We start from the raw sequence: 13331 nt of genomic DNA on the forward strand, positions 1-13331 counted from the left end.
CGGCCACCTGTCTGGCCGGCTTTTTCTTTTCTCATCCGTTGGCCTTTCAACGGGTTCTGGAGTTCACGATGACAACGACAATTGCCAATAGCGACCTGCCGGTTGCGCGCCCTGCATGGGACCGCTCGCGCTTGCAATCCCGCATTGTTCACCTGGGATGTGGCGCTTTTCACCGCGCGCATCAGGCGCTGTACACCCATCATTTGCTGGAAACCACTGACAGCGACTGGGGGATCTGTGAAGTTAACCTGATGCCGGGTAACGACTGCGTACTGATTGAAAATCTGCGCAAGCAGCAACTGCTGTATACCGTGGCGGAAAAAGGCGCGGACAACACCGTGCTGAAAGTGATCGGGTCAATGAAAGAAGCGCTGCACCCGGATCTTGACGGCTGTGACGGTATTTTACAGGCGATGGCGCGCCCGCAGACGGCAATTGTTTCGCTGACGGTCACCGAAAAAGGCTACTGCACCGATGCGGCCAGCGGTCAGTTAGATCTCAATAACCCGCTGATTAAACACGATCTGGCGAATCCGACCGCGCCGAAATCGGCGATTGGTTACATCGTACAAGCGCTGTACCTGCGCCGTGAGCAGGGGCTGGCGGCTTTTACCGTGATGTCCTGCGATAACGTGCGTGAAAATGGGCATGTGGCGAAAGTCGCAGTACTGGGGCTGGCGCAGGCGCGCGACCCGCAGCTGGCGCAGTGGATTGAAGCTAATGCGACTTTCCCGTGCACTATGGTCGACCGCATTGTTCCGGCGGCGACGCCGGAAACGTTGCAGGAGATTGCCGACCAGTTGGGCGTTTACGATCCGTGTGCTATCGCCTGTGAGCCGTTCCGTCAGTGGGTAATTGAAGACAATTTTGTCAACGGTCGTCCTGACTGGGACAAGGTTGGCGCACAGTTCGTGGCCGACGTGGTGCCGTTTGAAATGATGAAACTGCGCATGCTCAACGGCAGCCACTCTTTCCTCGCATATCTGGGCTATCTCGGCGGCTATGAAACCATCGCCGATACCATGACCAATCCGGCGTACCGCAAAGCGGCGTTTGCGCTGATGATGCAGGAGCAGGCGCCGACGCTCTCGATGCCGGAAGGCACCGATCTCAACGCCTACGCGACACTGCTGATCGAGCGTTTCAGCAACCCGTCTCTGCGCCACCGTACCTGGCAGATTGCGATGGACGGCAGCCAGAAACTGCCGCAGCGCCTGCTGGATCCGGTGCGTCTGCACCTGCAAAATGCCAGCGGCTGGCGTCACCTGGCGCTGGGCGTGGCGGGCTGGATGCGTTACACCCACGGTGTGGATGAGCAAGGGCAGGCCATTGATGTTGTCGACCCTATGCTGGCTGAATTCCAGCACATTAACCAACAGTACCAGGGCGCCGAGCGCGTGACGGCGCTGCTGGGGCTGTCTGGCATTTTTGGTCATGACCTGGCGGAAAACGCTGGCTTTGTGGAGACCATTATCGCGACGTATCAACAGCTATGTGAACACGGCGCACGTGAGTGCGTTGCGGCATTAAGCGCTGACGCATAACCTCCGAACTATGACGGGTCAATCAAAATATTGGTTTGGTTGACCCGTTTTCTGTTTTTGCCCTCCCGCAAATGCTATAGTTCAGGCGAAAAAACGTTATTTGTAGGCCTGATAAGCCGCGTCAGCGTCGCCATCAGGCAATGGCGCAGATGCCGGATGGCAGCGCTCGCGCCTTATCCGGCCTACGGATCTGAATTGACGCATCTGACGGACATAACACGATGAAATCGAACACTTCTCAGCAAAGACCCTACCAGGAAGTGGGTGCCATGATCCGCGATCTGATTGTCCAGACGCCGTACCAGCCCGGTGAACGCTTGCCGCCAGAGCGTGAAATTGCCGAGATGCTCAATGTCACTCGCACGGTGGTTCGCGAAGCGTTAATCATGCTGGAAATTAAAGGCCTGGTGGACGTGCGCCGCGGGGCCGGGATCTACGTGCTCGACAATGCGGATGCGCAGACTATCGACAGTACGGATGCAAATCATTGCAATGATGCGGGCCCGTTTGAACTGTTGCAGGCGCGACAGCTGCTGGAAAGCAACATTGCCGAATTTGCCGCGCTGCAGGCTACCCGCGAAGATATCGTCAAAATGCGCCAGGCGTTGCAACTGGAAGAGCGGGAGCTGGCTTCCAGCGAGCCGAACGGTTCTGAAAGCGGCGACATGCAGTTCCATCTCGCCATAGCTGAAGCCACGCATAACAGCATGCTGGTAGAGCTGTTTCGCCAGTCATGGCAGTGGCGTGAGAACAACCCGATGTGGATCCAGCTCCATAGCCACCTCGACGATACCCACTACCGGAAAGAGTGGATGGGCGACCATAAACAGATCCTGGCTGCATTAATCAAAAAAGATGCCCGCGCGGCCAAGCTGGCTATGTGGCAGCATCTGGAAAACGTCAAACAGCGTCTGCTGGAGTTTTCAAATGTCGATGACATTGATTTTGATGGTTATCTGTTTGATTCCTGGCCGCTGGATAAAGTTAACGCCTGATTTCCCTTTCTCTCATACGCGGGCTATTGCGGCCCGCACCGCGTTTTCCGCATCCTCATTCATTGCCCGGCAGGGGCGCTTTTCACGTTCTGAAAGTCACGTAAAAAATTGTTTCCATCGCCTCGGATGAACATTTTTTCGTCCCCTTTGTGCGGTGCAAATTGATTTAAATCAATTAAAAACAACTTATTTTCGCATGCGAAAAAATGTGTCATTTACCTTATTTTTACCTTTCCATGCTTATTTTTAGACAAAACGGATCTGGGTTAAGTGAGAATCAACGCGATCTCTGCAGTAATCAGGATAAGGTTTACCGGCATAACTACACATAAAAACAAGCGGTTCGCGTAAATGTAGACATTAATAACGATGCGTAACTTATTGGTCATAATGATGTTTTGATTAGTGATATGGTTGATGTAAATGTTTCATGCTTTTTTAATCAAATGAATAAAAGCCAATAAACGTAAAGTTAGCATTACACATTATTCCATAATCAAGTTATCTTTCATTTGAAATATCGTTCCATTTTTCTGCTTTTTATTAACAGTTTCATTACTATTATGCCTGTATTTTGCCGTTGACATGTTTTTACACTAACTGCATATTTCATCGCCATAAGCGTGTTATTACGTTCAGGAGTTGAAAATGCCATCTCGAGACTATCCCGATATTCGAAAACCCAGAGGGACCCGATCAAAAGATATGGTTCTTTTAAGTGCCCGTGTCGATACCTCTTTGTGGGAATATGTGCGAACGCTGGCATTTGAAACCCGTAAAAGTAAACAAGATATTATTGCTGAAGCATTAATGTTGCATCGCTCAGTTAATGAGAGTCAAAGTCTCGAGTAATTATCGCTGTCCGGTTTTGATTGAAAATCCAAAAATGAATTATGTCTTGCCACTTCATTATTACCTTCATTGGTATTTTTTTGGTGTGTTATTGGTATTGCCCCTTAATCCATAGGGGACTTTGTTATGCAGGTATTCTGCCTGCATAACAAAGTTGATAGCCAAATTCACAATTAAAAGTGAGTAATAACATGAAAAAGTCAGTAGTGGCATTAGCTGTAATGGCATTAGGGGTAACCTCCGTTCATGCAGCGGAAATTTATAATAAAGATGGCAACAAGCTGGATCTCTACGGCAAAGTAAAAGCAGCCCATTCCTGGACTGATGGTACTAATGCTGATGAAACCTACGCACGTCTGGGTTTTCGCGGTGAGACGCAAATCAACGATCAACTGACCGGTTACGGGCAATTTGAAAGTCAGTTTGATGCCGCTAAAGCAGAAGGTTCGCAGAATGGCGTTAATACACGTCTGGCGTTTGCTGGCCTGGATTATGGTCATGACGTCAGTTTTGACTATGGTCGCAACTATGGTATCGCTTACGATGTGGGAGCTTATACTGATACTCTCTCAGAGTTCGGCGGTGACTCCTTTGAAAATACTGACCGCTTCCTTACTACACGCACTTCTGGCGTTGCAACACTTCGCACCAAAAATCTGTTCGGTGCCGTTGATGGTCTGAATGTTGGCGCGCAATATCAGGGTCAGGACGATACCAATAAGGATCCGACGAAACAACACGGCAATGGCTACGGCTTCTCCCTGGGTTATGACAACATTGCGGATTCTGGCATATCTGCAATTGCGGCCTATACCAACAGTTCTGTGACTGCTCAGCAGAAACAAAAAGGTTGGAATGGCGAAAACGCAGAGTTCTGGGGCGCGGGTCTGAAATATGATGCTAATGCTATCTATGTAGCGACTATGTACGGAGAGTCCCACAACCTGATTCAGGATGCGGACAAAGCTGAGCACTTTGAAGCGATGGCCGCGTATGTGTTTGATTTTGGTCTGCGTCCGAACGTGGCTTACGTCCACGCGCGTGATAACAACAATAATGACCTGACCGAATACGTCGCGCTGGGTACAGACTACTACTTCAACAAAAACATCGTGGCTGATGTAGGTTACAAAATTAACCTGCTCGATGGTAAAGACAGCGATAACCAGGTTGCTGCGGGTCTGACCTATCAGTTCTAACTTTTTGTTCTGGTATGAAAAAGGCGTCCTGGTTCAGACGCCTTTTTTATATCTGCCGGCGTTTAAACCGGCTGACTCTCTTCCTGCTGTACACCGCTAAACAGCCATTGCCAGATGCCCATTGCCATAAAAATGTTGTTGATAACAGGAAGATAATAAACAATCCCAGTGCGCCAAACAGGCCAAAGTCTTTATAATCCTTTAGCGCGCCAATTAAACCCGCCAAAATAATCAACCCCAGTAATATTCTTTTAAACCACGACATGTGTTTTCCCGAAGATAGTGTTGATGTTGAATTAATATGTCCATTTTTACGCATTTTAAATTGAGCTTATAAATGAATGGACGGGAATTATAAATTGTCTGGTGGGTAATTACCGATTATTTGCGGTTTATTAAATGTTGATATTTAATTGCGGACTAATCCGAATATACCTTCTTTAGAAGGTTGCCGGTTATACCCTTTTTGGCGAGGCGAAATGCTGTTTGTATAATTGCGTGAGGCTGATAAGTGCCGCAATAAACAACGCGACGGTGCCGCACACCGTGGCGTTAACGATCGCCAGTGCGCCGCTTCCCAGCAGGCTGGTTAATAGCGGACCAAGTATTTGCCCAATGCCGTAAGTCAGAGTGACCAGGCCCAGCAGATTAATATTGCGCGGTACGCTAAGTTGTCGCGCAAGCGGCATCACCAGTGAAGTGGTTCCCATAAACGTTGCGCCAAAACCCATGCTGCTTATCACCAGCAGCGGCAAAGAGCCGCTGGCGAGCGTCATGAGCACGCAGGCGCTTTGAATCAACAAATTCGCCGTCAGGCATTGCAATACTCCCCACCGTCGGGCGGCCCACAGCCAGGCGAAACACCCCGGAATTATCGATATGCCGACCAGCGACCAGAGATGGGCAGTCAACAGCGGCGAACCGGCGCTTTTCGCCATTAGCGGCAGGTAGGTGGCGACAATGATGTAGCCAAATCCGGCCAGCCCGTACAGCAGCGCCAGCAGCCACCAGGACATAGGCTGATGCTCTGTTTTTACCGGGGCCGCGGCGGGGAGCACGTGGTCGCGAGATGGCAGGAGTATAACCAGTAGCACAAAGAACAGAGCCGAGGCTGCCGCCGCGCCCAGCCAGAGCGTGTGCGAGGACAGCGCAAAATGCAGACCGCTAATGACATATTCATTGCCCAGCAAAATGCCTGCGCCAACGCCGGAGAACAACGCCGCAATCACGAAGGGATGCCGGGTATGATACAGAACGATCATTGAGCCAAAGATCATCATACCGGCACTGGCGACGCCCGCCAGAAAGCGGATCAGCATCACCAGCGCGGGCTGTGTAAAGCTGGCCATCGCCAGAATCAGCCCTGCGGTAGCGAGCGCGGACGTTAGCAACATCGGACGTAAGCGTGAGGGGAGATGAAAGAGCCCAAAGGAGAAGAGCAGGCTTCCCGCCAGATACCCGGCGTAGTTGGCGCTGGCAATCCACGAGAGTTGGTCAAACGTAAATTGACCTTCCGACAGCAGCACCGGCAGCATTGGCGTATACAGAAAGCGTCCAATCCCCATGCCCAGCGTTAAGACCAGCATGCCAAAGAGCGCGACACTGATGGCATGGCGATTTGAATCTGGGCTTCCCTGGGACATACGGACTCTCATTTCGCGCTGTTAGCTGATGATTGTTATATTACATGCGTAAATGATAATGAAAAGTAAAAATAAAACCGCGTAACGCTGAATGCCATCAAAGGTTACGGCTGTAGACCCGCGAGACTTCCCCCCACGGATGATAGCCCGGCCCGTTAAAGTAAAACCCTGCTTTCTCGTATAAACCTTCCAGGTCAGTACACAGATGGAGCTGCGTAAAACCCAGCTGTCTGGCCTGCTGTGCAATATGTTCGATCAGGCGAAACGCCAGGCCGTGACCACGATAGCGAGGATCGATATAGAGCGCGCATAGCCACGGCCACAGTTCGCCGCGACTAATAAAATCATTGGTGATCAATCCAGCACAGCCAACAATGCTGCCGCCATCCTGTAGCCAGTACCACTGCGGTAGCGGATTCTTTGCGCCAATACAACGGCGCAATGCATCCTCGTATACCGCCATGGAGTCTTCTGAGGCCCATTGCTGCTGAAAGTAAGCGGTGATCTCGTGCAGCTTTTCAGGTGTTTCGCGCAGGGAAAAAATGCGGATGTTCATCGTCATTGAATCTTTCTCCTTAAAAATTCGCCAGCGTCAGCAGGGACGGAATTTGCGACAACAGATATAACACCAGCCCGATTGAACCGCCAACCAACGTGCCGTTGACGCGAATAAACTGCAAATCTTTACCGATGTTTAACTCAATTTGCTGCGACATATCGCGTGCATCCCAACTTTTCACCGTGTCGCTAATATGGCGCGTCAGGAAGGTGGCGAACTCTGGCGCTACCTTATGCGCGGCCTGCTCCAGATGCCCATTTAGTGAGGCACGCAGGGCGCTGTCGGCTACCAGCGTTTCGCCGAACCACTGGCCGGCGCTGGCGATGCGCTGCTTCACGCGGGAATCATCTGCGTTAATGTCAGTTTTCACCCACTGACGCAGGTCTGCCCACAGCTCGCCAAGATAACGGTTGAAGGCTTCATCTTCCTTCAGATAGCTTTTCAGGCTTTCGGCACGCGCGGCCATTTCCGGATCGTGTTTGAGCTTATCGATGAGCTTAAATGTAGCGCGATCGAAGGCATGGCGGATCTGATGCGCGCGATCGTGGCTGATGTCATCCAGCAAGGAGTTAACGGCATCAGACACCAGCTCGGCGCTGTGCTCGCCCAGCCATTCGGTTGGCAGGATCTTCGCTTTCAGCGGATGTTCGGTTTCCAGCCAGTGCACTACTTGTCTGGCGATAAACGCTCGCGAGCTGTCGCGCTGTAGCAGGGCGATCAGTTGGGCGATCAGCGTATCGAGCAGCACCTGATGGCGATTGTTTTTGGTCATGCTTTCCAGCATCAGCGCGCTGGTTCCGGAGAGATCGACCTTGTCGATGGCCTTGTGCACCGCCCGCTTGATCAGCCGCTGAATGCGCGAGTCGTCGGTCAGTTCGAGAAAACCGCTCATGATCTGCAACAGATGCTGGCCGATGCGCTGGGCGTTTTCCGGCTGGCTGAACCAGTTGCCGATCAACAAAGCCGGTTCATGGCGGCGGATCAGGGCTATCAGCGACTGGGTATCGAGGAATTTCTCTTGTACAAACTGACCAAGATTTTCGCCGATCCGATCCTTATTGCGCGGGATAATAGCCGTGTGTTGCGAGATAAACGGGATCGGCACCCGGCGAAAAAGCGCCACCACGGCAAACCAGTCCGCCAGCGCGCCCACCATCGCCGCTTCGGCAATCGCTTTGATCCCGAGTACCCAGAAGTTAGGCGGCAAAAACAGCGTGATGACGAAGGTCGCGGCAGCGATCAGCAGCAGAGAGAGCGCCAGTCGCTTGGCACGTTTGAGTTCAGCAATTTTATTCATAGGCTTAAGGATAGAGCCAGACGGGGGGATCGCGCAAAAAATGTGGTGCGCCTCCCATTTTCAGGTGGGCTGGGTTTACTCCGGGATCCAGTTATCCCACGCCGGTAAGGGACCAAGTTCTGCGACCAGAAAATCGATAAACGATCGCACCTTCGGATTGCTGTACTTGCTGGGAAAGTACAGCGCATACAGGGCATGAGTTTCACAGGTGATGGTGCCGTCGAGCATCAGCGGCGTGATCTCCTCTTTTTGAATATGATCGCCAATCAAATAAGTGGGCAAATATGCCACCCCCTGATCTTCTAACACCGACTTCAACAGCACCAGGCTGCTGTTGGCCTGGATCGGCATATGTAGTTTCAACTGATGCAGTCGATCCTGTTCATCTGCCACCTTCAGTACCGGCGTGAGGCCCGGGTAAACCAGGCAATCATGATCTACCAGATCGCTGCGACGCTGGGGCATGCCTTTTTTAGCGAGGTAGCCGGGTGAGGCACAGTACGCCCAGCGAACAGGCACCAGCTTGCGCATCGCATAGTTTTGCGGCGGCGCGGTGGAAATTCGCAGGGCAATGTCGAAATCCGTTTCGTTCAGATTGACGAAGTTATCGTTGAGATCGATATACAGATTCACATCCGGGAACTGGGAGCGATATTTATCCACCAGGTTCACCAGCCGGGAATAACCAAACGCAATTGAGCAGGTTATGCGTAATTCACCCTGCGGGCTATGGTAATAACCGGAGGTGGTATTCAGCGTTTCATCGAATTCTTTCAACAGCTTATTAGCGCGGTTGAAGAGATATTGCCCGGCGTCGGTCAGAGTAATACTGCGGGTGGTGCGTTTAATTAATGTCGTGCCTAACGTATCTTCCATCGCTGCCAGGCTTTTGCTGACCGCAGACGGCGAGACGTTGAGCTGCGCCGCGGCTTCTGACAATCCTCCGCAGTCGACGATTTTAGTAAAAAACTCCAGATGCTTGAGTGAAATCGGCGTACTCATAATTTCCTTAAATTCACAAGTGATTTGCAAAAACGGTACGAATAGGCCGTTACATTCGCCTTTTAAACATGCAACTATTGAATCACAGGAAACAACTTGCTGGCAAAATGAAAAAATAACAACTTAGGTGAGTTACGTCACAAATTAAAAGGAGGCGAAACGGAAACTCATCACATTGTGAATTTAATCTCATTAATTATTATTCTAAAGGTACCGATTATGTGGTCACGACTCGAACCCTACAGATCGTCGATTATTTTATTAGTTGCTCTGGTGATTGGCGGCTTATTAGGTATTTATGCCCCATCGTTTGCAAGTAAACTCCAGCCAATAGGTCAGATATTCTTAAACCTGTTATTTATGATTATTGTGCCGCTGGTGGGGATCAGCGTCATGTCTTCGATCGCCAGTATGACCGACCTGAAAAGGCTGGGGCGTATTATGGCGATTATCTTTATTGTTTCGATCGCGATGGCCTTTATTCCGGCGGCCGGGATCGTCGCGCTGGCGCTCTGGTATAACCCGGCGCAGGGCGTCACTATCGATCTCTCGCAGTCGGTGCAGGCGGGCAGCGGCAAGATGGATTTTGTCAGCATGATCACCACCAGCGACTTTATTGGGCTGTTCTCTAAGTCCAATATTCTGGCACTGATCGTGATGGCGATCATCGCCGGTGTGGCGATTGGCCAGTCGGATCAGGCCGGTAAACGTATTGCGTCGCTGCTGGAAGACGCCAATACTGTGATCATGAAGATCGTTTCGATCATTATGAAGGTCGCGCCGATTGGTCTGGGCTGCTACTTCGCCGCCACCATGGCCAGTCAGGACTCTGCACTACTGTTAACCTTTGCCCGTGCCATCGGCCTGTTTATGGTTGCCACGCTGGTCTATTTTGTTTTTGGCTCGATTCTCTATTCGTATATTGGCGGCGGTATTCCGGCGGTCAAAGCCTTCTGGCGTAACGCGATTGAACCGTCTGCAACTGCGCTGGGGACCTGCTCTTCGCTGGGGACGCTCCCGGTGACGCTGCGTGCCGGTAAGGCGATGGGGATTAACCCGGAAATCGTTGATGTTTCCATTCCGCTGCTGGTTAACCTGAACAAAGGCGGTGTGGCGATGATTGCCGCGCTGAAAATCGTCTTTATCTATTCCGTGCTGGGCATGGAATTCACCACCGAAACCTTCTTCCTGACGATGCTGATTGCGGTGCTCTCCGCCATTATCGTTGGTGGCGTGCCGGGCGGGGCGTTCCTCGGTGAAATCTTTATCGTCACCACGCTGGGCCTGCCGATGGAAGCAATCCCGATGCTGGTGGTGCTGGGCACCATTACCGATGCGCCGGCCACACTGATTAACGTTATCCATGATTTGAATGCGGCGCAGATTGTTGAACGGTTCGCTGGAAAAAAGCAGACCAACACTGAAATAAACTCTACTGCTGCGGTGGTATAGGTTTCACACGGATTAAGAACAGGAGATGTTATGAAAGACGCAATGAAGCTTGAGACGCAACTGGTTGTTGCTGGTCGTGACAAACGCTACACCCAGGGAGCGGTGAATCCGGTTATCCAACGTGCCTCTTCACTGGTATTTGATACCGTGAAGGACAAGAAATTTGCCACCGCCAATCGCGCAAACGGTGAGCTGTTTTACGGTCGTCGCGGAACCTATACCCACTTTGCCTTCCAGAAGGCAATGAGCGAACTGGAAGGCGGCGTTGGCTGCGCGCTGTACCCATGTGGTGCTGCGGCGGTGACCAATGCGATTCTGGCGTTTGTTCAGGGTGGCGATCATATCCTGATGACCGGCGCGGCCTACGAGCCAACCCAGGATTTTTGCAATAAGATCCTGAGTAAATTCAATGTTGAAACAACGTATTACGATCCGCTGATTGGTGCAGGTATCGTCGATCTTCTGCGTCCGGAAACGAAGGTTGTATTCCTTGAGTCACCAAGTTCTATCACTATGGAAGTCCAGGACGTGCCGGGGATGGTGAAGGCTATCCGCGCGGTGAATCCGGAGATTGTCATTATGATCGACAACACCTGGGCGGCGGGCGTGCTGTTCAAAGCGCTGGATTATGGCGTGGATATTTCCATTCAGGCGGGAACGAAGTACACCATCGGTCATTCGGACGGCATGCTGGGCACGGCGGTATCTAACGCTCGTTGTTGGGATCGTCTGCGCGAGAACTCCTACCTGATGGGGCAAACGCTGGATGCCGATACCGCCTACAACGGCAGCCGCGGATTGCGCACCCTGGCGGTACGCCTTAAGCAGCATCAGGAGAGCAGTATCCATATTGCTCGCTGGCTGTCGGCAAGACCGGAAGTGGCGCGGGTGAACCATCCGGCGTTACCGGAATGTCCGGGCCATGAGTATTTTCAGCGTGATTTTACCGGAAGCTCAGGTCTGTTCTCATTTGTGCTGAAAAAGAGACTGACCGACGAACAGATGGCGAATTTCCTCGATAATTTCTCGCTGTTCCATATGGCCTATTCGTGGGGTGGATTTGAGTCGCTCATTCTGGCGAACCAGCCGGAAGAGCTGAACAGCATCCGCCCGGCTGGAGAGGTGGATTTCAGCGGCACGCTGGTCAGGGTGCATATTGGCCTGGAGGATATTGGCGACCTGATTGCCGATCTCGAAGCGGGATTTGCACGCATTGCGTAAGGTGATGTGAGCGTAGCCGGATGCGGCGCAAGCGCCTTATCCGGCCTACATAGTTGTCGTAGGCCGGATAAGCGGGCAGGTTAGTTTTCAGTGACTAACGTCGTTGCCTCATGTTGGCGTACCCGTTTGAGTAAGCCTGCCAGCGTGAACACGACGGCAATACCTGCCACCACCGCCAGCAGATGAAACGAAATCCTGCCACCGTTAAACCATAGCCAGCGTCCAATTTCGACAGAAACCGCCATCACCGTCAGGATCACCATATTTAACGATGCGGAAACCGTACCCTTCGGTAAGTTGTTGGAAAACAGCGTAAAGCGGAATAACGTTGGGAAGATCATCCCAATGCCAAACGCATACAGGCTGGTCCCCAGCACTGACCACAGCCAGACGTGTGGCCACAGTAAATTGCCGACAATCAGCACCGCCAGCCCGCTCAGCTGTATAGGTGCGGCCCGCCAGATAAAGCGTGGTCGGGTCGGATCTTTCACGAAACGAACCACCACCATATTGGCGACGATCACTGCGCCAAACACCGGGGCCTGTGCCCAGGCAAACTGCGATGTAGTCATGCCGCCCGCATCAATCAGTATCACCGGTGAGACCGCCACCCAGCTCATCATCGGGATATAGCTTAGCGATAGCGTGGCTGCGCCAAACAGGAATACCCGGTTGCGGAAAACGTCGCGGAAGTCACGCAGTACGCCGCGTGCACTGAACGGCACCGCGCCGCGCTGGACGGTTTCCGGCATGGCTAGCATTAACCCAATCAGGGCGATAAGCCCCATGACGGCAATGATGGCAAACAGGATCTTCCAGTGTACAAAGTGCATTAGCGCCGCTCCGGAGAGCGGGCCGATAACCGGTGCAACCAACACAATGGAAGTGATTATCGCCATTAACTTAATGGCCTTCGTTTGCCCAAACGCCTCCTGCACCGTGACATATCCCACAGTGGCGATAAAGCAGATGCTGGTGCCCTGCACAAATCGGGCGATCAGAAATTGCGTCATTGAAGTAGTAAACAGCGTGGCAGCGCAGGCGAGGGTAAAGATTAACGCCCCCGCAATCAGCACCGGTCGACGGCCAATCCGGTCGGAAAGTGGCCCCAACAGCCATTGCAGCGCCATGCCGCCTGCCAGATAGAGGCTCACCGCAGCGGGCGCCAGGGTGACGTCGGCGTTGAAATCGCGTACGACATTAATGATGCCGGGCTGAATCAAGTCCGTCGACAGATAGGCGGCGAAATCATACAAAATCAACGCAATAGGAAAAAATAGCGTCGTAGCGCGTTGGGAGAAAAACGCGAGAATCCGTTGCATAAAACAGCTCCTTGTCGGGAGAAAACCCTCAACGGGAATAGCGAAATTCAATACCGTCTTTGAGACGTCAGGCCGATGACAGAATAAAAGCAGACTGCAAATGTACTGAATTTCATGTAATCAAAAACGCTGCCTGCGTGAAGCGCAAACAGGAGAAACGCTCACTAACGCGGGGTCAGAAAACGTAACGATTACAGGTAACAATCAGCACATCGCACCTCAGGAAGAGTAAGTTGAACGGGTAA

Annotated in this window: 12 protein-coding genes; 6 read left to right on the plus strand and 6 right to left on the minus strand. The window is 52.0% G+C overall.

Going from position 1 to position 13331, the window contains the following annotated elements:
* The first annotated feature begins 68 nt into the window (after positions 1 to 68).
* From E6P06_RS07045 to E6P06_RS07060, 4 genes are all read left to right on the plus strand, one after another.
* On the plus strand, positions 69 to 1544 hold the full coding sequence (locus E6P06_RS07045; protein ID WP_003837172.1) for a fructuronate reductase: 1476 nt from the start codon (positions 69 to 71) through the stop codon (positions 1542 to 1544).
* A 221-nt stretch (positions 1545 to 1765) separates the two neighbouring features.
* Positions 1766 to 2539, plus strand: coding sequence for a Uxu operon transcriptional regulator (uxuR, locus tag E6P06_RS07050; RefSeq protein WP_003033268.1), 774 nt, complete (start codon positions 1766 to 1768; stop codon positions 2537 to 2539).
* Positions 2540 to 3187: 648 nt separating this feature from the next.
* Positions 3188 to 3391 carry a hypothetical protein gene (locus tag E6P06_RS07055; RefSeq protein ID WP_044713039.1) on the plus strand — a complete coding sequence of 68 codons (204 nt, stop codon included), beginning with the start codon at positions 3188 to 3190 and terminating at the stop codon, positions 3389 to 3391.
* Between the two features lie 191 nt (positions 3392 to 3582).
* Positions 3583 to 4590 (plus strand): porin, encoded by a 1008-nt coding sequence (locus E6P06_RS07060; protein ID WP_008322158.1) that lies wholly within the window; start codon positions 3583 to 3585, stop codon positions 4588 to 4590.
* A 46-nt stretch (positions 4591 to 4636) separates the two neighbouring features.
* Here E6P06_RS07060 and E6P06_RS07065 read toward each other — a convergent pair whose 3' ends face one another.
* From E6P06_RS07065 to E6P06_RS07085, 5 genes are all read right to left on the minus strand, one after another.
* A complete protein-coding gene (locus E6P06_RS07065; protein ID WP_044713035.1) occupies positions 4637 to 4855 on the minus strand; it encodes a hypothetical protein in 219 nt (72 codons plus the stop codon).
* 190 nt (positions 4856 to 5045) lie between these two features.
* Positions 5046 to 6233: an MFS transporter gene (locus E6P06_RS07070; RefSeq protein ID WP_139935068.1), complete on the minus strand. Its 1188-nt coding sequence runs from the start codon at positions 6231 to 6233 to the stop codon at positions 5046 to 5048.
* A gap of 97 nt (positions 6234 to 6330) precedes the next feature.
* Complete coding sequence (locus E6P06_RS07075; protein WP_003845592.1) at positions 6331 to 6795, minus strand: GNAT family N-acetyltransferase; 465 nt, start codon at positions 6793 to 6795, stop codon at positions 6331 to 6333.
* Positions 6796 to 6808: 13 nt separating this feature from the next.
* Positions 6809 to 8089, minus strand: a complete 1281-nt coding sequence (locus E6P06_RS07080) for a DUF445 domain-containing protein (protein ID WP_048233973.1) — start codon at positions 8087 to 8089, stop codon at positions 6809 to 6811.
* 75 nt (positions 8090 to 8164) lie between these two features.
* Positions 8165 to 9091, minus strand: coding sequence for a LysR family transcriptional regulator (locus E6P06_RS07085; RefSeq protein ID WP_003845596.1), 927 nt, complete (start codon positions 9089 to 9091; stop codon positions 8165 to 8167).
* A 219-nt stretch (positions 9092 to 9310) separates the two neighbouring features.
* Between E6P06_RS07085 and E6P06_RS07090 the strand changes: the two genes are divergently transcribed.
* Together E6P06_RS07090 and metC are read left to right on the plus strand one after the other, a co-directional pair.
* Positions 9311 to 10543 (plus strand): dicarboxylate/amino acid:cation symporter, encoded by a 1233-nt coding sequence (locus tag E6P06_RS07090; RefSeq protein WP_003019196.1) that lies wholly within the window; start codon positions 9311 to 9313, stop codon positions 10541 to 10543.
* Between the two features lie 30 nt (positions 10544 to 10573).
* The gene (gene metC / locus E6P06_RS07095) at positions 10574 to 11764 is read left to right on the plus strand and encodes a cystathionine beta-lyase (RefSeq protein ID WP_003019195.1); all 1191 of its coding nucleotides are present in this window, start codon (positions 10574 to 10576) and stop codon (positions 11762 to 11764) included.
* Positions 11765 to 11844: 80 nt separating this feature from the next.
* Here the strand turns inward: metC and mdtM are convergent, their stop codons facing one another.
* Positions 11845 to 13086 (minus strand): multidrug efflux MFS transporter MdtM, encoded by a 1242-nt coding sequence (gene mdtM / locus E6P06_RS07100; protein ID WP_139935069.1) that lies wholly within the window; start codon positions 13084 to 13086, stop codon positions 11845 to 11847.
* Between the last annotated feature and the right edge of the window lie 245 nt (positions 13087 to 13331).

The organism is Citrobacter sp. CF971, from assembly GCF_006385635.1.
Taxonomy (GTDB): Bacteria; Pseudomonadota; Gammaproteobacteria; order Enterobacterales; family Enterobacteriaceae; genus Citrobacter; species Citrobacter freundii.

What these genes read in the sequence shown, in the direction of transcription:
- E6P06_RS07045 (WP_003837172.1), top strand. Translation starts at nt 69, where the DNA reads ATGACAACGACAATTGCCAATAGCGACCTGCCGGTTGCGCGCCCTGCA.
- uxuR (WP_003033268.1), top strand. Translation starts at nt 1,766, where the DNA reads ATGAAATCGAACACTTCTCAGCAAAGACCCTACCAGGAAGTGGGTGCC.
- E6P06_RS07055 (WP_044713039.1), top strand. Translation starts at nt 3,188, where the DNA reads ATGCCATCTCGAGACTATCCCGATATTCGAAAACCCAGAGGGACCCGA.
- E6P06_RS07060 (WP_008322158.1), top strand. Translation starts at nt 3,583, where the DNA reads ATGAAAAAGTCAGTAGTGGCATTAGCTGTAATGGCATTAGGGGTAACC.
- E6P06_RS07065 (WP_044713035.1), bottom strand. Translation starts at nt 4,855, where the DNA reads ATGTCGTGGTTTAAAAGAATATTACTGGGGTTGATTATTTTGGCGGGT.
- E6P06_RS07070 (WP_139935068.1), bottom strand. Translation starts at nt 6,233, where the DNA reads ATGTCCCAGGGAAGCCCAGATTCAAATCGCCATGCCATCAGTGTCGCG.
- E6P06_RS07075 (WP_003845592.1), bottom strand. Translation starts at nt 6,795, where the DNA reads ATGACGATGAACATCCGCATTTTTTCCCTGCGCGAAACACCTGAAAAG.
- E6P06_RS07080 (WP_048233973.1), bottom strand. Translation starts at nt 8,089, where the DNA reads ATGAATAAAATTGCTGAACTCAAACGTGCCAAGCGACTGGCGCTCTCT.
- E6P06_RS07085 (WP_003845596.1), bottom strand. Translation starts at nt 9,091, where the DNA reads ATGAGTACGCCGATTTCACTCAAGCATCTGGAGTTTTTTACTAAAATC.
- E6P06_RS07090 (WP_003019196.1), top strand. Translation starts at nt 9,311, where the DNA reads ATGTGGTCACGACTCGAACCCTACAGATCGTCGATTATTTTATTAGTT.
- metC (WP_003019195.1), top strand. Translation starts at nt 10,574, where the DNA reads ATGAAAGACGCAATGAAGCTTGAGACGCAACTGGTTGTTGCTGGTCGT.
- mdtM (WP_139935069.1), bottom strand. Translation starts at nt 13,086, where the DNA reads ATGCAACGGATTCTCGCGTTTTTCTCCCAACGCGCTACGACGCTATTT.